The 18743-nt window shown below is 71.3% G+C and carries 17 protein-coding genes; 9 read left to right on the plus strand and 8 right to left on the minus strand.

Annotation, left to right across the window (positions count from 1 at the left end; translation table 11 throughout):
• Nucleotides 1-15 precede the first annotated feature (15 nt).
• Nucleotides 16-879 carry an Fpg/Nei family DNA glycosylase gene (locus ACTWOL_RS33050; protein WP_474300546.1) on the plus strand — a complete coding sequence of 288 codons (864 nt, stop codon included), beginning with the start codon at nucleotides 16-18 and terminating at the stop codon, nucleotides 877-879.
• A 95-nt stretch (nucleotides 880-974) separates the two neighbouring features.
• On the opposite strand, the gene ACTWOL_RS33055 is transcribed toward ACTWOL_RS33050, so the two are convergent.
• Entirely contained in the window at nucleotides 975-1676 is a 702-nt protein-coding gene (locus tag ACTWOL_RS33055) for an anti-sigma factor (protein ID WP_474300547.1), read from the minus strand.
• A gap of 163 nt (nucleotides 1677-1839) precedes the next feature.
• On the opposite strand from ACTWOL_RS33055, the gene ACTWOL_RS33060 reads away from it, so the two are divergent.
• The 4 genes from ACTWOL_RS33060 to ACTWOL_RS33075 all read left to right on the plus strand — a co-directional run bounded on the left by ACTWOL_RS33060 (nucleotide 1840) and on the right by ACTWOL_RS33075 (nucleotide 6468).
• A complete protein-coding gene (locus ACTWOL_RS33060) occupies nucleotides 1840-2664 on the plus strand; it encodes a LytR/AlgR family response regulator transcription factor (protein ID WP_474301306.1) in 825 nt (274 codons plus the stop codon).
• A gap of 244 nt (nucleotides 2665-2908) precedes the next feature.
• Complete coding sequence (locus tag ACTWOL_RS33065) at nucleotides 2909-3298, plus strand: DUF485 domain-containing protein (protein WP_474300548.1); 390 nt, start codon at nucleotides 2909-2911, stop codon at nucleotides 3296-3298.
• A 195-nt stretch (nucleotides 3299-3493) separates the two neighbouring features.
• On the plus strand, nucleotides 3494-5260 hold the full coding sequence (locus tag ACTWOL_RS33070) for a sodium/solute symporter (protein WP_474300549.1): 1767 nt from the start codon (nucleotides 3494-3496) through the stop codon (nucleotides 5258-5260).
• Complete coding sequence (locus ACTWOL_RS33075; protein ID WP_474300550.1) at nucleotides 5257-6468, plus strand: histidine kinase; 1212 nt, start codon at nucleotides 5257-5259, stop codon at nucleotides 6466-6468. Before ACTWOL_RS33070 ends, ACTWOL_RS33075 begins: the two co-directional genes overlap by 4 nt.
• 140 nt (nucleotides 6469-6608) lie before the next feature.
• On the opposite strand, the gene ACTWOL_RS33080 is transcribed toward ACTWOL_RS33075, so the two are convergent.
• The 3 genes from ACTWOL_RS33080 to ACTWOL_RS33090 form a co-directional block, all read right to left on the minus strand.
• Nucleotides 6609-7133, minus strand: coding sequence for a hypothetical protein (locus ACTWOL_RS33080; RefSeq protein WP_474300551.1), 525 nt, complete (start codon nucleotides 7131-7133; stop codon nucleotides 6609-6611).
• Nucleotides 7134-7341: 208 nt separating this feature from the next.
• Nucleotides 7342-7890, minus strand: a complete 549-nt coding sequence (locus ACTWOL_RS33085; protein WP_474300552.1) for a sigma-70 family RNA polymerase sigma factor — start codon at nucleotides 7888-7890, stop codon at nucleotides 7342-7344.
• A 193-nt stretch (nucleotides 7891-8083) separates the two neighbouring features.
• Nucleotides 8084-8446 carry an amino acid permease C-terminal domain-containing protein gene (locus ACTWOL_RS33090; RefSeq protein WP_474300553.1) on the minus strand — a complete coding sequence of 121 codons (363 nt, stop codon included), beginning with the start codon at nucleotides 8444-8446 and terminating at the stop codon, nucleotides 8084-8086.
• A 260-nt stretch (nucleotides 8447-8706) separates the two neighbouring features.
• On the opposite strand from ACTWOL_RS33090, the gene lysX reads away from it, so the two are divergent.
• Both lysX and ACTWOL_RS33100 read left to right on the plus strand, forming a co-directional pair.
• Complete coding sequence (gene lysX, locus ACTWOL_RS33095) at nucleotides 8707-12030, plus strand: bifunctional lysylphosphatidylglycerol synthetase/lysine--tRNA ligase LysX (protein WP_474300554.1); 3324 nt, start codon at nucleotides 8707-8709, stop codon at nucleotides 12028-12030.
• A 118-nt stretch (nucleotides 12031-12148) separates the two neighbouring features.
• Nucleotides 12149-12997, plus strand: coding sequence for a polysaccharide deacetylase family protein (locus ACTWOL_RS33100; protein WP_474300555.1), 849 nt, complete (start codon nucleotides 12149-12151; stop codon nucleotides 12995-12997).
• 124 nt (nucleotides 12998-13121) lie between these two features.
• On the opposite strand, the gene ACTWOL_RS33105 is transcribed toward ACTWOL_RS33100, so the two are convergent.
• Nucleotides 13122-13781, minus strand: a complete 660-nt coding sequence (locus ACTWOL_RS33105) for a class F sortase (RefSeq protein ID WP_474300556.1) — start codon at nucleotides 13779-13781, stop codon at nucleotides 13122-13124.
• A 308-nt stretch (nucleotides 13782-14089) separates the two neighbouring features.
• Between ACTWOL_RS33105 and ACTWOL_RS33110 the strand changes: the two genes are divergently transcribed.
• On the plus strand, nucleotides 14090-15280 hold the full coding sequence (locus tag ACTWOL_RS33110; protein WP_474300557.1) for a hypothetical protein: 1191 nt from the start codon (nucleotides 14090-14092) through the stop codon (nucleotides 15278-15280).
• A gap of 98 nt (nucleotides 15281-15378) precedes the next feature.
• Here the strand turns inward: ACTWOL_RS33110 and ACTWOL_RS33115 are convergent, their stop codons facing one another.
• The 3 genes from ACTWOL_RS33115 to ACTWOL_RS33125 form a co-directional block, all read right to left on the minus strand.
• Nucleotides 15379-15945, minus strand: a complete 567-nt coding sequence (locus ACTWOL_RS33115; RefSeq protein ID WP_474300558.1) for a hypothetical protein — start codon at nucleotides 15943-15945, stop codon at nucleotides 15379-15381.
• Between the two features lie 187 nt (nucleotides 15946-16132).
• Nucleotides 16133-16897 (minus strand): bestrophin-like domain, encoded by a 765-nt coding sequence (locus tag ACTWOL_RS33120; protein ID WP_474300559.1) that lies wholly within the window; start codon nucleotides 16895-16897, stop codon nucleotides 16133-16135.
• Nucleotides 16898-16907: 10 nt separating this feature from the next.
• On the minus strand, nucleotides 16908-17405 hold the full coding sequence (locus ACTWOL_RS33125) for a hypothetical protein (RefSeq protein WP_474300560.1): 498 nt from the start codon (nucleotides 17403-17405) through the stop codon (nucleotides 16908-16910).
• A gap of 194 nt (nucleotides 17406-17599) precedes the next feature.
• Here ACTWOL_RS33125 and ACTWOL_RS33130 point away from each other — a divergent pair, with 194 nt between their 5' ends.
• Entirely contained in the window at nucleotides 17600-18556 is a 957-nt protein-coding gene (locus ACTWOL_RS33130) for an SCO0930 family lipoprotein (RefSeq protein ID WP_474300561.1), read from the plus strand.
• Nucleotides 18557-18743 lie beyond the last annotated feature (187 nt).

An 18743-nucleotide genomic window follows, 5' to 3' on the forward strand; every position in this document is an offset into this window, starting at 1 on the left:
CGGCAGTCTGGACCCATGCCGGAACTGCCCGAGGTCGAAGCGCTCAGGGACTTCCTCGACGAGCATCTGCTGGGCAAGGAGATCGCCAAGGTACTGCCCGTGGCGATCAGCGTGCTCAAGACGTACGACCCGCCGCTCACCGCCCTCGAGGGCGAGGAGGTCACCGCCGTGCGCCGGCACGGCAAATTCCTCGACATCGGCACGGGCGGCGGGCTGCACCTGCTCTTCCACCTCGCCCGTGCGGGCTGGCTGCAGTGGAAGGATCCGCTGCCGTCCGGGGTGCCCAGGCCCGGCAAGGGGCCGCTCGCCCTGCGCACCGCGCTCACCGGCGGCGACGGCTTCGATCTGACGGAGGCGGGGACGACCAAGCGGCTCGCCGTCCATCTGGTGCACGAGCCGGCCGAGGTCCCGGGGGTCGCCCGGCTGGGCCCCGACCCGCTCGCGGACGACTTCGACCGCGACGCCTTCGCCGCACTCCTCGCGGACGAACGCCGCCAGATCAAGGGAGCACTGCGCGACCAGAGCGTGATCGCCGGAATCGGCAACGCCTACAGCGACGAGATCCTGCACGCGGCCCGGATGTCGCCGTACAAACTCACCTCACGGCTCACCGCGGACGAGATCACCGTGCTCTACGAGGCGATGCGTGCCACGCTCGCCGACGCGGTGGGGCGTTCGCGGGGGCTGGCCGCGGGGAAGCTCAAGTCCGAGAAGAAGAGCGGACTGCGGGTGCACGGCCGCACCGGCGAGCAGTGCCCGGTGTGCGGCGACACCATCCGCGAGGTGTCCTTCCACGACTCGTCGCTGCAGTACTGCCCGACGTGCCAGACGGGTGGCAAGCCGCTCGCCGACCGGCGGATGTCGCGGCTGCTCAAATGAGTGCCCGGGTGCGGCGCTCGGGGGTGCGGTGCAGTCGGCGCGGTCCGAGCCCAGCCGCGGGCGGCCCCGGATCGGGGCAGCGGTCTGACGGTTCCTCAGCGGTTCAGGGACACCAGGAGGTCCCCCGCCATCGTGCGGATCTCGAAGCGGCCGATCTCGTCGAGCACCAGCGCCGTGCCCACCTCGATGTCCAGGGGCTTTCCGTCCTCGGCCGATTCGGGCAGCCCGTAACCGGCACGCGGCACCGACCAGCTGGTCACCGCATGCTCCGTGCCGTCCTTCCCGACCGCGACCAGCTGGCAGGTCCGCGGTCCGGCCACCTTCGCGAGACGCAGTGCGACGGCGGTGCCCCAGGCCTTCCGGTGGAGGTCGACCGCCCCGTACACCCCGGTCGCCGCGTTCGTCGCCGCGAGCCGGCCATCGTCGCCGACACCGCCTCTGTCGCCGGTCAGGCCCACGGCGATCGCGGGCATCGCTATGATCAGAGCGGCCGCTGCCGCCACGAGCCGCAGCCTGCGGCGCGAACCGCGCCGATGGTGCTCCGCGATCCTGAAGAGCAGCCGGTCGAGTAGGGTCGGCGACGGACGCGTCACCGGTACGCCCGCTCCGTCGTGTCCGCCGTGCCCGTCGGGTCCACGGAGCCCTTCGAGAGCCGTAGCGACCGGGGCGAGATCCGTGAGCCGTACCGCACACAACACGCATTCCGACAGATGTTCCTCGAAGCGGAACGCGTCCGAGGGACCGAGGACGCCCAGCGCATAGGCAGCCACATCCCGGTGGCGCTCCCGCAGATCCATGGACCAATCCTTCGGCTCGTCGGCTACGAACGGTCCATACGAGTCGTACGTACCGTGGTGTCGACGTGGAATACGCACGGCAAAGCCACCCTGCTCATCCGCGCGGGGAAAAGCACGACCGAGCTCTCGCCCACTCCCGGACAGGACCTCCAAGGACACTAGGATCCGCAGCATGCTGCGCGTACTGGCCGTGGACGACGAGAGACCCGCACTCGAGGAACTGCTCTTCCTGCTGCGCTCCGATCCACGCGTACGCACCGCCGAAGGAGCGACCGACGCCACCGGGGCACTGCGCCGCATCAGCCGGGCCCTTGACGCGGGGCCCGACGGCGACGACGCCATCGACGTCGTCTTCCTCGACATCCACATGGCGGGGCTGACCGGGCTCGATGTCGCCAGGCTCCTCACCGGCTTCGCCCGGCCGCCGCTGATCGTGTTCGTCACCGCCCACGAGGGCTTCGCCGTCCAGGCCTTCGACCTCGAGGCCGTCGACTACGTCCTCAAACCCGTGCGCAAGGAGCGGCTGGCCGAGGCCGTGCGGCGGGTGAGCGAACTGGCGCAGACGGCCCGCGATCCCCGTACGCCTGCGCCCGGCAGCGCGGCGCCGCAGCGGACGGTTTCCATCCCGGCGGGCGACGCCGCTCCCGCCGGGGTGTCCGACCAGATCCCCGTGGAACTCGGCGGTGTCACCCGCTTCGTGACGATCGGCGACATCACCTATGTCGAGGCCCAGGGGGACTACGCCCGCCTCCACACGCAGGAGGGCAGCCATCTGGTCCGCATCCCGCTGTCCACCCTGGAGGAGCGCTGGGCGTCCCGGGGCTTCGTCCGTATCCACCGCAGCCATCTCGTGGCCCTCGGCCGGATCGACGAACTGCGCCTCGACGGCGGGGCCACCACGGTGCGGGTCGGCGCGGCGGAGCTCCCGGTCAGCCGCCGGCACGCCCGCCAGCTGCGGGAACTGCTGATGCGGCATGCGCGCGGCTGACGGGCCGTGCGACGCCGGACACCGAAACGCCGCTCGAGGAGCCCGGCGGTCTGCGGGAAATCCGGCCGACCGGCCCCGGATACACCACCGCGCCGCCCGCCACTCGCGAGACCGGGCCGAGACAGTCCCGAGAGCGGGACGAGACGCACGACGACTGCATTCCGCGGCGGCCGCTGCGTAGACTCCGTAGATCCCCGGATGGGTGTCGGGACGAGTCGTGCAGAGCTGCGGGGAGGGGACGTTCTTGTCTGCGGAGCCTGCGGAGCAGCCGCCCCGCCGTGAGGTGGTCACAGGGGTGCCGCGTGCCACGCGCCGCCCGCCCGGCCATGCCCCGGCCCGCTCCGAGATCAGTGAGCAGACACCGATCGGCAGCGTGTACGTACGCTCCCTGATGCGCAGCCAGCTGCGTGCCGCCCTCGGTGCCCTCGGCATGCTCGTGCTGCTCGTCGGCACACTGCCGCTGCTGTTCGCACTGCCCGGCGCGGTGCTCGGCTCGCTCTCCTCGCCCGAGCCGTTCGTGTGGGTGGTGCTCGGCGTGGCCGTGTACCCGGTGATGTGGGCCGTCGCACGCTGGTACGTCCGCCGGGCCGAGCGCAACGAGCGTGACTTCACCGGGCTCGTCGAGGGTCGCTGAGCGGGGTAGGTCGTGTCTTCAAAGTCCCGTCTGCCCGGCGGCGTCTGGCACGCGCCCTCGCTGCGTTGTCGTCAGTCGCCGATGCTCCGCATGGGCTCCTTCCTCCGCCTTGCAATCGCACGCACCAGACGCCGCCGGGCCCGCCCTTCGGCCGGACGACGCTACTGTGAAGACACTCCCTAGGGGGACCGGCCGGTGAACCAGACCTACGCGGTGACCGCTGTCGCCTTCGTCGTCCTCGCGACGGTCCTCATCGGCGCGCTCGGTCTGCGGATATCCCGCACGACCTCGGACTTCTACGTCGCCTCGCGTACCGTCGGACCGGGGCTCAACGCCGCCGCCATCAGCGGGGAGTACCTTTCCGCCGCCTCCTTCCTCGGCATCGCGGGGCTGCTGCTCCTCCAGGGGCCGGACATGCTCTGGTACCCGGTCGGCTACACCGCCGGCTATCTCGTCCTGCTGGTGCTCGTCGCCGCCCCGCTGCGCCGCTCGGGTGCGTACACGCTCTCCGATTTCGCCGAGGCCCGGCTCGAGTCGGCGACCGTACGCCGCCTGGCCAGTCTCTTCGTCGTCGGCATCGGCTGGCTCTACCTGCTGCCGCAGTTGCAGGGGGCGGGTCTGACACTGGAGATCCTCACCGGTGCGCCCGACTGGGTCGGCGGACTCGTCGTCGCGTTCGTCGTCACCGGAGCGGTCGCGGCGGGCGGGATGCGGTCCATCACCTTCGTCCAGGCCTTCCAGTACTGGCTCAAGCTGACCGCACTGCTCGTCCCCGCGCTCTTCCTGGTCGCCGCGTGGGCCGGTGACGACGCACCCCGCGCCCGGTTCGACGCGCCGGCCGCCTTCCGTGAGCACACCGTCGTACGGGTCGACGACACCGTGCGGGTCGCACTCGACCGGCCGCTGACCGTGGAGGTCCTCGGCACAGTCGATGGCACGCGACGCGCAGGGGAGCGGCTCACGCTCGGGGCGGGCACGCACCGGATCGACGCCGGCACCCGGCTCACCTTCCCCCGGGGCGCCGAGGTGCCCGAGCGCGCGACCACCGGCGCGGACCCGTCCAGCTGGTCGCAGCCGCTCGCCGGCGGCCGTGACGGCTACCAGCTCTACGCCACCTACGGTCTGATCCTCGCCACCTTCCTCGGCACCATGGGGCTGCCGCATGTCGCCGTGCGCTTCTACACCAGCCCGAACGGGCGTGCCGCACGCCGCACCACGCTCGTCGTGCTCGGACTGATCGGCGCCTTCTATCTGCTGCCGCCGGTCTACGGGGCCCTCGGCCGGATCTACGCTCCCGAACTCGCGCTCACCGGTGCGGCCGACGCCGCCGTGCTCGTCCTCCCGGAACGGATGATCGGCGGCGTGGCCGGGGACCTGCTCGGCGCACTCCTCGCGGGTGGTGCGTTCGCCGCGTTCCTGTCCACCGCCTCCGGGCTGACCATGTCCGTGGCCGGAGTGCTCACCCAGGACGTCCTGCCCGCGCGCGGGGTACGGTACTTCCGGCTCGCGACGGTCGTCGCCATGGCCGTGCCGCTCGCCGTCAGCGTCGTCGCCACGCACGTACCCGTCGCCGACGCCGTCGGACTCGCCTTCGCCGTCTCCGCTTCGTCCTTCTGTCCGCTGCTCGTGCTCGGCATCTGGTGGCGGCGCCTCACCCCGCCCGGCGCCGCGGCCGGGCTCGTCACCGGCGGCGGCGCCGCCCTGACCGCCGTCATGGCGACCCGGGCCGGGCTCGCCCCCGAGGGCTGGGCACACACTCTGATGGCCTGGCCCGCCGTCTGGTCGGTGCCGCTCGGCTTCCTCACGATGGTGCTGGTGTCCCTGGCGACTCCCCGGCACATACCGGCCGGAGCCGACGCCATCCTGACGCGTCTGCATCTGCCGGAGGACCTTCTGACGCGTCCGCAGCCCGAAGGCACGGAGCCCACCATGACCGAGGCGACCCCGGGGAGACGGCGATGACCGCGATGGCGCTGGCGGCGCTCGGGGCGGCCGGAGCCCTGCTGCTCGCGGCCGGCTTCGGGCTGGGCCGGCTGACCGCACGGCGCGGCGACGACCCGGACCCGGGCCTCGGCACCCCCGTCGAACGGGCCACCTTCCACACCCTGCACACGGCCTCGCTCGCCGCCCCGCCCCTGCGCGCCGGACTCACCGAGGACACGGCCCGCAAAGCCGCCCGCAGACTGCGTTCCCTGCTGGGCACCGAGGCGCTGTGCCTGACCGACCGGGAGCGCGTCCTGGCCTGGGACGGACCCGGCGGCGAGCACCACGACGAGTGGGTGCTGCGGCGCGTGTCGGAGGTCATCGAGTCGGGCCGCAGCCAGAGCGCCCGCACCGGGTGCGACGACCAGGAATGCCCCCTGCGCTGGGCCGTCATCGCCCCGCTCACCGGCGAGGAAGGAGTGCTCGGCACGCTCGTCGCCTACGGCTCCAGGGAGTCGGCGGTGCTCGTACGGGCCGCGACGGAGGTCGCCCGCTGGGTGTCCGTCCAGCTGGAGCTGGCCGAACTCGACCGCTCCCGCACCCGGCTGATCGAGGCCGAGATCCGTGCGCTGCGAGCCCAGATTTCACCGCACTTCATCTTCAACTCGCTCGCCGCCATCGCCTCCTTCGTCCGCACCGATCCCGCACGCGCCCGTGAACTCCTCTTGGAATTCGCCGACTTCACCCGGTACTCGTTCCGCAGACACGGTGAGTTCACCCAGCTCGCCGATGAGTTGCGCTGTATCGAGCAGTATCTGGCTCTCGCCGGGGCGCGTTTCGGCAACCGGCTCAAGGTGACCCTCCAGATCGCCCCCGAAGTGCTGCCGGTGGCGCTGCCCTTCCTGTGCCTGCAGCCGCTCGTCGAGAACGCCGTCAAGCACGGCCTCGAGGACTCCGGACGGACCTGCCGGATCTCGATCTCCGCACAGGACGCGGGCGCGGAGGCGGTGGTCGTCATCGAGGACGACGGCGTCGGTATGGATCCGGCCGAGCTGCGCCGCATCCTCGCGGGGGAGCCCGGTGGGTCGTCGGGCATCGGGCTGTGCAATGTCGACGAGCGGTTGCGGCAGGTCTACGGCGACGACCACGGGCTGGTCATCGAGACGGGTGTGGGGGCCGGGATGAAGATCACGGCGCGTATCCCCAAGTACCACGCGGGCGTGCACAGGAACGCCGGCGGGCGCTGAACGGCCACCGTCGCGGTGCCCGGCAGCCGGTGCCCGGTGTGCCCACGGCCACGCTCCGCCCTCCGGGCGCCCAGGTCCTGCCCGCTGCCGGCAACGGCACCCGTTCCCGCCCGCAGCGGCCCCGGTCCGGGCACGGCCGGTCAGTACAGATGCATGGCCAGGTGCCCGAGCGGCAGCCCCAGGCGCCAGGCCGCGGTCCACACCTGCTCCGACTCGTCGACCGCCGGGTCCTGGGGCAGCGCGGGAGGCCAGAGCCCGGACTCGTCCCCGAGGTCGGTGGCGAGGAGTTCGGTGCGCTCCAGCCACTGCCAGGCGTCGCGCGCCAGCTCCAGATCCGGGTCCGGCCCGGTGACATCGCGCTCGAAGGACTCCCGTACGGCGATCCGTTCGCGCACCCACTGGGGCCACGGGTGGCCGTACGCCGTCCGGGTCAGCCACTCGTCCAGCCGGGCCACCGTACGGGCGCCGGTCGCCGGTTCGTCCGGCCCTCCGCACAGATAGATCGTCAGAGCCAGGGTCAGCCGGCCGGCTCTGAACTCGAGCGAACCGGTCTCGACCAGACCGCCGGTGCGCAGCACCTCGTCGGCCACGTACTCGGCACACAGCCAGGCCATGGGGACCGCCAGACCGCCTCCGCTGGTGCCGTTCGTACTTTCGGGCAGCACTCTCTCCACCTTCTCCCCGGACGTGCTCGGCGCGGGTCTCGATGACGAGCCTCCACCGAGAGACACGCGTGGGGGTTCGTCTTTGCTCAACTCGAGCGGTGGATTCCGAATCCCGTCGGCGTGGACCGTGGCGCCAGGGAGACGAGGGTCCCGAAGGGGCGACGGGGACGGGAGTGAACAGCCCGACGGCGGGCGGACGGGAACCGCGTCACGCGGCCGGCGCCACGGCCGCGCGGTGGTAGCCCGGCAGGGAGCGGGCGAGCTGACGCAGTGCGTAATGCGAGCGCGACTTGACCGTCCCGGGCGGAATCCCGAGCGCCCGTGCGGCCTCTGCCACGCTGCGGTCCTCGAAGTAGATCTGCACGAGCACCGCCCGGTGCTCGGGACTCAGCGAACGCACGGCGGCACGGACGTCGAGCGCGGCGACCGCGCGATCGGCCGGATCAACGGACTCCTGGCTGGTGGCGAGGACGCCGTCGCCGATCTCGGCGGGCCGGGCCATCCGGGAGCGGCGCGCGTCGATCGCCAGCCGCCTGCCGACGGTGAAGAGCCAAGGCCGCATCGACTCGTACGGTGCGTCGAACGCTTCCGGATGCTGCCAGGCGCGCACCAGGGTCTCCTGCAGGAGGTCCTCGGCTCGCTGCCGGTCCCCGTAGGTCAGACCGAGGAGGAAGCTCAGCAGGGCGGGGCCGTGCTCGTGCTTCAGCTCCGCCAGGGCCCGCTCGTCGGTCGTCGCCGCCACCGTCGCCGTCGGCATCGTCGGCATCCCTTCCCGCTGGATTCTCCGGATCGCTGCTGCGTGGCGTATCGCAACGCATCGGAGACCGCGGCGACAGGCGCCGTACGCCGGTGTGCGCCGAGTGGTCCGCACGGGGCGGTGAATGGTGCGCCGAGCGGTCGACCGGAGGGATCCGGCCGCGCCGGGACTTCGCAGGACGGCGGGACAGCACCTACCGGGCCGAGGAGGAGCCGCCAGTCTCCGTCCCGCCCTTGGCCAGCGCGGAGTTCCGGTACGAGTACCCGAAGTAGATGACCAGCCCGACCACGAGCCAGATGGCGAAACGCACCCAGGTGTGCCAGGACAGGAACGTGATCAGCCAGAGCGAGAACACCACGCCGATCGCCGGGACGAACGGCATCCACGGGCAGCGGAAGGCGCGCGGCAGATCCGGCTGCCTGTAGCGCAGCACGATCACCGCGATGCACACGACCACGAACGCCAGCAGAATGCCGATGTTGGTCAGCTCAGCGGCCTCACCGATCGGCAGGAACCCGGCGATCAGCGCCGACGCGAAGCCCACGATCCAGGTCACCCGCGGCGCAGGACGCCCTGCCCCATCCGAAGCCCTGCCATGAGTCACCTCTTCGCGGACTGCTGTCGGCTGATGGCGGCCCGGACGGACCGTGGGAGCCGGCCTCGGCAGACGGACCATGGTGTGCGGCGTGCCCTGAAGGCCCGGAAAACGCCCGGCACCGTTGCCCTCGCCGTGCCCCGCAGTAACCCCTTCGGTGGCCGAACGGGTGCTCCGCCGCCGACAGGCGGTGCGGCGGAGGTCTCCCTAGAGTGCGGAGCATGAGTGTCAGCGCGGCGGAGCGCTCGGCCGTCGCCCGGAGCGGCTTCACGGCCGGGGTGCCGGGCGGCTTCGCGATGTTCTTCGCCCTGCTCGGCGCGTTCTGCGCGCTGCTCGCACTGATCGTCCCCCTGCGCAGGCTGCTGAGACCCGTCGTGGTCTTCCTCGACCAGGTCGCCGTGCCCGTCAGCGCCAACCTCGCCTACGCGGTCTTCCTGCTTCTGCTCGCCGCGGCCATCGGCGCCCGCAAGAAGGTCGCCTGGTGGCTGGTCGTCGTCTATCTGGCCCTGATCGTCATCGCGGACGTCCTGACGCTCGCCTTCTCGGGGGAGTGGGCCTGGACGGTTCCCAACCTCGTGCTGTGCCTGGCGGCCCTCGCGGTGCTGGTCGTCGCCCGGCGTGAGTTCTACGCCGAGACCCGGCGCGGAGCCCTGCGGCGTGCGCTCGTGGTCCTGGCCGTCGGGCTGGCCGCGGGCGTACTGGTCGGATGGGGCCTCGTCGAACTCTTCCCCGGCACGCTCGTGGCGGGGCAGCGCCTGCTCTGGTCCGCGAACCGGGTGCTCGGCGGCCTCGTCTCCGGCGGCCAGTTCGACGGCTCACCGCCGCGTGCGCTCTTCTTCCTGCTGGGACTCTTCGGGGCCCTCGCCCTGCTGAACTCCGCCGCCACGCTCTTCCGCTCCCAGCGCATGGAAGCCGCGCTGCACGGCGACGAGGAACCCCGGATCCGCGCGCTGCTGGGCGCCTACGGTTCCCAGGACTCGCTCGGCTACTTCGCCACCCGCCGGGACAAGGCCGTGGTCTTCGCACCCAGCGGCAAGGCCGCCGTCACCTACCGCGTCGAAGCCGGAGTAGCCCTGGCCAGCGGCGACCCGGTGGGCGACAAGGAGGCATGGACCCCCGCGATCGAGGGCTGGCTGGACGTCGCGCGCCGCTTCGCCTGGGCGCCCGCCGTGATGGGCGCTTCCGAGGACGGTGCCAGGGCCTACGCCCGCTCGGGTCTCGGGGCCATCCAGCTCGGCGACGAGGCGATCCTGTACGTCGACCACTTCGACCTCGACGGGCGCGACATGCGGGTCACCCGGCAGGCCGTCAACCGTGTCCGCCGGCTCGGGACCACCGTGCGGATCCGCCGGCACTCCGCGCTCGGCGACGAGGACATGGAGCTGGTGGTCCACAGGGCCGATGCCTGGCGCGACACCGAGACCGAACGAGGCTTCTCCATGGCTCTGGACCGGCTCGGAGACCCGGCCGACGGCGACTGTCTGCTCGTCGAGGCCTTCGACGGCGACCCCGCGGACGACGGCCGGCTCATCGCGCTGCTCTCCTTCGTACCGTGGGGGCGTGACGGCGTCTCGCTCGACGTCATGCGCCGCGACCGGGACAACGCCCCGAACGGCGTCATGGAGTTCATGGTCGCCGAGCTCTGCGCGCAGGCTCCGCAGTTCGGCGTCCGGCGCATCTCCCTGAACTTCGCCGTCTTCCGCTCGGCGTTCGAGGAAGGCGCCCGGATCGGCGCGGGTCCCGTGCTGCGCGCCTGGCGCAGACTGCTGCTCTTCTTCTCCCGCTGGTGGCAGCTGGAGGCCCTCTACCGCTCCAACGTCAAGTACCAGCCTTCCTGGTATCCACGCTTCCTCTGCTACGGGGACGCGGGCGCCCTCGCCCGCATCGGCCTCGCTTCCGCGATCGCCGAGGGCTTCGTCTCGGTGCCGAGTCTCGGCAGGCTCCGCGGCAACGGGCGGGCGCGCGGGGTCACCGGACCCGTGGCCGGAACCGCGGGGCTGCCGGCGATCGACGCGCTCGAACTTGCCGGACCCGACACCGTGCGCCCGATGGGGGAGCGCCGGCTGCCCGAGCAGACACGTATCCGCCACCGCAAACTGGAGCGACTGCGCGAGCAGGGCATCGACCCCTATCCCGTCGGGGTCGCCGCACCCACCGGCACCCTCGCCGGGGTGCGCGCCGCGCATCCCTCACTCGCTCCCGGGGCACACACCGGCGAACAGGCCACCGTGGCCGGGCGCGTCATGGCCGTACGCGACTTCGGGGGCATCGTCTTCGCGGTGCTGCGCGACTGGTCCGGCGATCTGCAGGTCGCCTTCACCCGCGGCGGATCGGGCCCGGCCGTCCTCGGCACGTTCAGGGCGGAGGCCGACCTGGGCGACCACATCACCGCCACCGGTGAGATCGGAGCCAGCGACCGCGGCGAGACCACCGTCTTCGCCACCTCCTGGCAGCTCACCGCGAAATGCCTGCGCCCGCTCCCCGACAAACGCCTCGGGCTCGCCGACCCCGAGGCCCGGGTCCGCCGCCGCTACCTCGACCTCGTCGCGCGCCCCGATGCCCGGCAGGTCGTACGCGCCCGTTCGCGGGCGGTGCAGGCACTGCGCCAGGGGCTGCTGGAGCGCGGCTACCTCGAGGTCGAGACGCCGATGCTGCAGCAGATCCACGGCGGTGCCAACGCCCGCCCCTTCACCACCCACATCAACGCCTACGACCTCGACCTGTATCTGCGCATCGCGCCCGAGCTGTATCTGAAGCGGCTGTGCGTCGGCGGTATGGAGAAGGTCTTCGAGCTGGGCCGTACGTTCCGCAACGAGGGCGTCTCCTACAAGCACAATCCCGAGTTCACCATGCTGGAGGCCTATCAGGCGTTCGCCGACTACGACGTGATGCTCGACCTCGCCCGCGAACTCGTCCAGGGCGCCGCCATCGCGGCCTTCGGATCGCCCCTCGCACATCACACGGCGCCCGACGGCACGCTCGTCGCCCACGACATCTCCGGGCCCTGGCCGGTCAAGACGGTCTACGGCGCCCTGTCCGAGGCGCTCGGCGAGCAGGTCGACGCGGACTCCGACGAGGACGACCTGCGGCGGCTGTGCGATCTGGCGGGAGTCCCGCACACACCCGACGACACCCGGGGCGACGTGGTCCTGGAGATGTACGAGCGGCTGGTGGAGGAGCGGACCGGGCTGCCGACCTTCTACAAGGACTTTCCGACCGATGTCTCCCCGCTGACCCGTCAGCACCGCCGCGACCCGCGCCTCGCCGAGCGCTGGGACCTCGTCGCCTTCGGCACCGAACTGGGCACCGCCTACTCGGAGCTGACCGACCCGGTCGAACAGCGCCGACGGCTCACCGCCCAGTCACTCCTCGCCGCCGGCGGCGACCCGGAGGCCATGGAACTCGACGAGGACTTCCTCGACGCGCTGGAGTACGCGATGCCGCCCACCGGCGGGCTCGGCATCGGCGTCGACCGGCTGGTGATGTTCCTGACGGGCCTGACCATCCGTGAGACCCTGCCGTTCCCGCTGGTGCGCCGTCACTGAGAGGGACGCGCGGGGCGGCTTCGAACCCTGCCCGCGCCGCTCGCCCCATCGGGTGCATTCGTACGCCGAACCGGTGTCGCACAGGCCTGTTCGGCGGTAGCCATGGCAGCCATGCCCCATGGAGAAGGACCAGATGCGGCCGGGCCGCAGATCGGTGCTGCGCGTCGCCGCCTGTGTCGGGGCCGCCGCCGTCACGCCGCTGCTGAGCTGCGAGGGGAGTCGTACGCAGGGCAGGGCACCGTACGCCGCCCCCGTGGCGGGTCCCCCGGCGTTCCCGCGGGACGGCGCACCCGGGGCGTCCTCGTCCCGGTTGCCGCCCATGACGGGACACGGCGCGCACCGTGTGACCGGCCTGCCCGTCCCCGTACGGGAGCGGCCGGTCCTGCGGATGCCGGAACTCGGCCGTTCCGTGGTGCTGAGCTTCGACGACGGGCCCGATCCGCGCTTCACCCCGGACATCCTCAGGACCCTCGGCGAGCACGGCGTACGCGCGATGTTCTTCGTCTGCGGCGGCATGGCGGCCCTGCACCCGGACCTGCTGCGGGAGATGGCCGACGACGGCCATGTGGTGGGCAATCACACCTGGTCGCATCCGCTGATCCCCCGCCTCGCCCCCTCCCGCATCCATGACGAGCTGGGAAGTACGAGCGAGATCATCGAGAAGACCCTCGGCACCCCGCCGCTGTGGTACCGGGCACCGTACGGGGCGTGGAACAGAAACTCGTTCGAGATCGGCGCCGCCCTCGGCATGGAGCCACTCGCCTGGACCATCGACAGCCTCGACTGGCGGGAGCCCGGGGCCGGAGCCATCGTCAGGAACGTGCTCCAGGGTGCCGAGCCCGGTGCGGTGGTCCTCTCGCACGACTCGGGCGGCGACCGTACACAGAGCGTGGACGCGCTGCGCCGCTATCTGCCCGTGCTGCTGGAGTCCGGGTACCGGATCACGGTGCCGGTGCCGGTGCGCTGAACGGTGCGGACCGCGACCGCCCGGCGTGGGGCGTCTTCGAGGCCCGGTCGCCGTGGGGTGCAGCCGGTGGCCGGGCACGCCGAGGGGGCCGCCGGAACGCTGCTCCGGCGGCCCCCTCGCGCGCTCACCGGGTGGAGATCATTCGGGCGAAGACGACGACGTTGCCGTCGTACCCGCCCGCCCGTGAGTAGCCTCCGCCGCACGTGATCACGCGCAGCTCGGGGCTGCCGGTGTCGCCGTAGACCCGGGCGCCGGGGAAGTTCTGCTTGGAGAACACCTCCACCCCGTACACCTCGAAGACCGCGATCCGTCCGTCGTAACGGGTCACCTCGATGTGTACGCCCTTCTGCAGGGCACCGAGCCCGTAGAACACCGCGGGGCCCCCGGCGTTGTCGACATGGCCGACGATCACGGCGGTGCCCTGCGCACCCGGGGCGACACCGTTCTGGTACCAGCCCGCCAGGTTGGTGTCCTGCGGGGGCGGGGCCTCGATCCAGCCGTTGGGATCCAGACCGACGTCCACGATCGGCGCGTCGACGCGGATCGCCGGGATGGCGATCCGCGAGGCGGGCGCGTACGCGAGCGGCACCACCGCTCCGTTCGCGGCCAGCGAGTTCCCCTCCGTGCTGTTGCTGTCGAGCGCTGCGGCGACCGCCGGCTGGGGCGGCCCCATGCCCACGTCGACGCCGTTGCGCACCAGCGCGAGGCCGGTGAGCATGACAAGAGCCAGTACGCCCCAGGGTGAGCGTCTTCTCGGCTCCGAGCCGGTGTAGTCCTGGCCCATGGTTCTCCCATCTCATCGCGTGCAGGCACGTTAAGCACCTCAGCGCGAGACGGCGACTTGGGAGAGGCGAACGGGTGGTACGGCCACATGGGGTGACCCAAACGAGTACATAGCCATATAACCGGTCTGATGCGTGTGACCTGCGGCTCCGTCAGATCTGGGCTCCTCCGACCGGCGTGTCGGCTCACTGGGGTGGACCAGTCCCGAAATGCGGTGATTGTGCATTCCGGTGAGTGTTCGTCATGGAGGGCGTTCTCATCGAACTCCCGGAGCACCGTTCCGGGGCGCCGTCCACTGGAGGTTCAACCATGCGTGCTTCACGCGCCTTCGCGGTGAGCGTCACCGCTGTCGCGGCCATGGGGCTCACGGGGCCCGTGGTCGCCGCCACCAGCAACGGAAATGGCACAGGACCGAGGAACATCAGCCTCTCCCCGTCGGCAGTCCACCAGGGCGGGACCATGCACATCCAGGTCGACGGCTGCGACCGGGGCGGCGTCGTCACCTCCAATGCCTTTCCGACGGCCAACCTGACCACGGACCGGGACCGCGGGGGTTACAACGGTCCGAACCGTGAGCAGGGCGGGAACGCCGCCGCGAGCAACAGCGGGCGCGTCACCCCGAATGCCAGCGGCAACGTCGCCCCCAACGGGAACGCGAACCCCAACGGGAACGCGAACCCCAATGGGAACGCCGCCGCGAACGCGACCCCCAATGGGAACGCGAACCCCAGCGGGAACGCCGCCGCGAGCAGCGTCACTCCGAACGGCCTCGGCAGCACCACCCCGAATGGCCTCGGCAGCACCACCCCGAACGGCGTCGCCAACCCGCCCGCGAACAACGTCAGCCCGAACACGACGGGGAGCGCCACCGCCAACAGCAACGGTACCGGGACCGGCACGGACACCGAGGAGCAGGGCAACGGCAACGGCAGTGGCAATGGCAATGCGTCGGTGAACAGCAACAACAACGGCCGTCACCCGGACACCAACGGGACCGGCAACAACAACGGCACCGGGACCGGGTCGGGCAACGGCAACGGGAACGGCAATGGGAACGGCAATTTCAACTTCAACTTCAACAACAACGAGAACGACCGCCGTGACCCGTTCTTCAACAACCGCAACGACTTCAACAACCGCAACGACCGCGGCCGGGGCAACAACAACAACCGTCGCCGAGACTTCGACCGCGGCCGGGGCGGCAACTTCGACGACCGTTTCTTCCGGGTGGGCAGCGGCGTCGCCGACGCCACGGCCCGGATCTACGACAACGCGACGCCCGGTCAGTACAACCTCGCCGTCCGGTGCAACGACAGCGGCCGAATCGCCACGCGGACGTTCACCGTGCTGTCCGCCCGGGGTGCACAGGGCGGCCTCGGCGGCTCGCTCGGCCCCTCGTCCACCGAGATGGCGGTGGGTGGCGGGCTCGTCGCTGCCGCGGCGGTCGGCGGTGCCTTCTACATCGTCCGCCGCCGCCGTATGAGCAGCGGAAAGGCCTGACCGGCCGAACCTCCCGGTCGGCCCGAACCGCCCGTCGCCCCGAGTCCTCGTCCAGGACTCGGGGCGACGGGCATCGCAAGGGAGCAGAGGCGGGACGTTCAGCGCAGCTTGCCGCCGGGACGCCTGCGCAGCACATAGAAGATGCCGCCCGCGGCGGCGGCCACCAGCACCGCACCGGTCGCGATCATGCCGGTGTTCGACTCGCGGACGCCGCCGCCGAGACCACCCCTGACACCCTGGGGAGCGGTCGTGGGCGTCGTCGCCGGTGTTGTCGCGGTCGAGCGGGTGGTGGCCGCGGCGGCACCGCCCGAGATGTTCAGGTCGGTGGTCCCCGACTGGGCGCCGCAGGTGAAGGTCACCGAGTAGACGGCACCCCGGCGGGCGTCCCGGTCGACCATCGCCGTACCGGTCAGGCCGGCCGGGATGGTCACGGTGTCGAAGACGCCGGACGACGCCGTGGCGGAAGTGGTGCAGCCCGAGACGGTCAGCGTGACCTGCCCGCCGGGGGCGACGGTCGACGGGGAGACGGCGAACGAGAACGGCTGCTGGCGGGTGGAGCCCGCGGCGCCGTCACCGTCGGTGCCGGCGGCCGTGGCGGTCGGAGTGGTCAGGGCGAGGGCGGCCGCTCCCAGCAGAGCGGCGGACGCGATGGGTATCGCGCGCATGGTCAAATCCTCCGTGTCCCCGAGGAGCAGTTGCGGAACGGGTTTCCACAAAGGCAGGGAATGCACCTCGATACCCGAAACGCTAGGAGCGCCCCTCCCGCACTCGCGATCGCTGTCGGGCGAATGGGTTATTTGTGTCGCCCGACTGGCCTACGGAAGGTTTCGGCCGCGGCCACTCGGGCCATGATCAGCCGCCGAGCTGCGGGAACAAGGCGATGAACGCGTCGGCCGCCCCGGTGGGGCTTCGCCCGAACGGTGCGTCGAAGTCCCAGATGAGGAAGAGCAGGAAGGCGATCAGAGCGCTGAACAGTCCGGCGAGGAGCAGTTCGCGGAAGGTCCTGCGGATCTGAAGGGTGAAGATCAGACCCACGGTGACCAGCGCGCCGGTGATCAGTCCGAACCAGACCACGCCGGGCATGGTCGCCTCCGCTCCCGCACCTCGGGCGCCCCTGGCGTCGTCCACCGCGGCGACCTGGTCCACCAGGGGCTGGTACGCCTGAGCCTCGTGGTCGTTCTTCGGCGCGTAGTCCGTCACATCCCGCCGGAGCCGGTCGAGCAGACGGGAGCCCTCTTCGGTGAGGGAACCGTGTTCGACCATGTGACGCCACTCGGCGTGGACCACATGGGTGGCGTAGGCGTCGACATCGGCGCGGATCCGGTTGCGGACCTCCACCGGGTAGACGGACACCCGTTCGTGGACCTCGTGCAGCGCCTGTGCCTCGTGACGCACCGAGTCCTCCGCGGCACCGCGGGCCTCCCAGACCCCGGCGATGGCCAGCCCCAGCACGATGGCATAGACCACGCCGATCATCATCGTCATGTACTCGATGACGTCGGGGGTCTCCGTCGGATCGTCGTCATCGCCGATGCGGCGCTGGTTGATGACGGTGATGGCCAGTACGACGGCGCAGGCCGCGGCCATGGCGATGGTGAGTACGGCCCATTGCGACACGGGATTCCTCCTAACGGGAGCGCGGGCGCAGGAAGGCAGCCGCGAGTACGGCGGGGGCGGTGACCAGGAGCGTCAGGGTGACCAGTGACGGCCCGCCCCGCGGTTCCTTGTGTGGCGGTCTGCGGTAGGAGGGGTACGCGACCGGGGTCGGCGAAGGGGGTTTGGGCCGGACGGTGGGGGAGGGCGGCGGTGGCGGCGGGGAAGGAGGCGGTTCGGGCTCGAAACGGGGAGCTGGAGGAGGCGGTGGCGGTGGCGGTGGCGGCGGGGGCGGCTCCGGAGGAGGTGGTGGAGGGGGCTGAGGCCGGGGCGGTGGCTTCGGGCTGGGCAGCGGGCCTGCCCAGCAGTCGGCGGTGGCGGCTGCCGTCTCGAGGGTGGCCGGTCCCCCTTCTCCGATCGACGCGTACGAGCAGTTGTCGGCGGCGGCGGGCAACGGGGCCGCCAGCAGCCAGATGAGTGCGGCGGCCGAGAGCAGCCGCCCGACGAGCGATCCGTACACGCGGATGAGCATGATCCGCGGATGCCCGGTACACGCCCGCACGGGTGGTGATTCGCCGGATGGAGGGGTTGTCGGCCGGTCGGGGTTTGCGGCTCCGCAAGTTTTTTCCGGGTCCTTTGAACACAGACGATGCCGCGGCCCGTACTTAGGGCCATGAACGGCGCACAGGCTGCGCCGCAACCGGATCAGGGCTCACGGGAGTTGACATGAATACCTGGCGGAACGCCTCGCTCGCGATGACCGCGGTGGCCGTACTCGCGCTGACGACGGCGTGCGGTCAGGAAAAGGGCACGGCGACACCCGGCCAGAACGTCGGTGCCGTCCAGCCCGCTCAGCAGCCGGCCGCCGACGGCTATGGCACCGGCGCCGGCTACGGATCGGCCGGCGGTGGCGCCGCGAAGACGGCCGGCCAACTCGCGGTCCTGGACAGCAAGAAGCTCGGCAAGGTGCTCACCGACAGCGAGGGCTTCACGCTCTACCGCTTCGAGAAGGACAGCGCCAAGCCGCCGAAGTCGAACTGCAACGGCGACTGCGCGAAGGCCTGGCCGGTCGTGGCCGCGGGCGACGTCACCGCCGCACCCGGCACCGACGCCTCACTGCTCGGCGAGGTCACCCGGGCCGACGGCAGCAAGCAGCTCACCGTCGGCGGCTGGCCGATGTACCGCTACGCCAAGGACACCAAGCCCGGTGACACCAACGGCCAGGGCGTGGGCGGCACCTGGAACGCCGCGGCCCCCGACGGCAAGAAGGCCGCCGCGGGCGGCGGGGGAGCTGCAGAGGAGGGCGGCGAGCCCGCGGACCTCGCCGGTCTCTCCGTCCGTAAGGACCCCAAGCTCGGCGACGTCGTCGTGGACAAGAACGGTATGACCGTCTACCGCTTCATGAAAGACTCGGCCTGGCCGATGAAGACGGCCTGCACGGGCGCGTGCCTCGAGAAGTGGCCGGTCGTCGCGCCCGTCGACAAGAACGACACCGAGGGCATCCTCAAGAAGGGCTTCGTCACCTTCGACCGTCCCGACGGCATCAAGCAGCAGACCATCGACTGCTGGCCGATCTACACGTACTCCAAGGACACCAAGCCCGGTGACACCAACGGTCAGGGCGTGGGCGGCACCTGGTACGCCGTGTCGCCCCAGGGCAAGCCGGTCGGAGCGCCCAAGTAACGGCCCCCACGCAGCGCTTCGGCCCGCCGGCCCGCCCGTCACGCGCCCCAACACGCGACGGCGGGCCGGCGACACGTGCCGGCGGCATGTGTGACCAAGAACGGATCGGTAATTTCCGTTTCTGCTCGCTCTCTTGGCGGTCGATCAGTAGCCTCGGCTCGAACAAAGGCCTTCAGTATGGCCTCAC

This window comes from Micromonospora sp. IBHARD003, assembly GCF_056106285.1.

What these genes read in the sequence shown, in the direction of transcription:
- ACTWOL_RS33100 (WP_474300555.1), top strand. Translation starts at nt 12,149, where the DNA reads ATGGAGAAGGACCAGATGCGGCCGGGCCGCAGATCGGTGCTGCGCGTC.
- ACTWOL_RS33110 (WP_474300557.1), top strand. Translation starts at nt 14,090, where the DNA reads ATGCGTGCTTCACGCGCCTTCGCGGTGAGCGTCACCGCTGTCGCGGCC.
- lysX (WP_474300554.1), top strand. Translation starts at nt 8,707, where the DNA reads ATGAGTGTCAGCGCGGCGGAGCGCTCGGCCGTCGCCCGGAGCGGCTTC.
- ACTWOL_RS33075 (WP_474300550.1), top strand. Translation starts at nt 5,257, where the DNA reads ATGACCGCGATGGCGCTGGCGGCGCTCGGGGCGGCCGGAGCCCTGCTG.
- ACTWOL_RS33125 (WP_474300560.1), bottom strand. Translation starts at nt 17,405, where the DNA reads ATGCTCATCCGCGTGTACGGATCGCTCGTCGGGCGGCTGCTCTCGGCC.
- ACTWOL_RS33105 (WP_474300556.1), bottom strand. Translation starts at nt 13,781, where the DNA reads ATGGGCCAGGACTACACCGGCTCGGAGCCGAGAAGACGCTCACCCTGG.
- ACTWOL_RS33115 (WP_474300558.1), bottom strand. Translation starts at nt 15,945, where the DNA reads ATGCGCGCGATACCCATCGCGTCCGCCGCTCTGCTGGGAGCGGCCGCC.
- ACTWOL_RS33130 (WP_474300561.1), top strand. Translation starts at nt 17,600, where the DNA reads ATGAATACCTGGCGGAACGCCTCGCTCGCGATGACCGCGGTGGCCGTA.
- ACTWOL_RS33055 (WP_474300547.1), bottom strand. Translation starts at nt 1,676, where the DNA reads ATGGATCTGCGGGAGCGCCACCGGGATGTGGCTGCCTATGCGCTGGGC.
- ACTWOL_RS33050 (WP_474300546.1), top strand. Translation starts at nt 16, where the DNA reads ATGCCGGAACTGCCCGAGGTCGAAGCGCTCAGGGACTTCCTCGACGAG.
- ACTWOL_RS33085 (WP_474300552.1), bottom strand. Translation starts at nt 7,890, where the DNA reads ATGCCGACGGCGACGGTGGCGGCGACGACCGACGAGCGGGCCCTGGCG.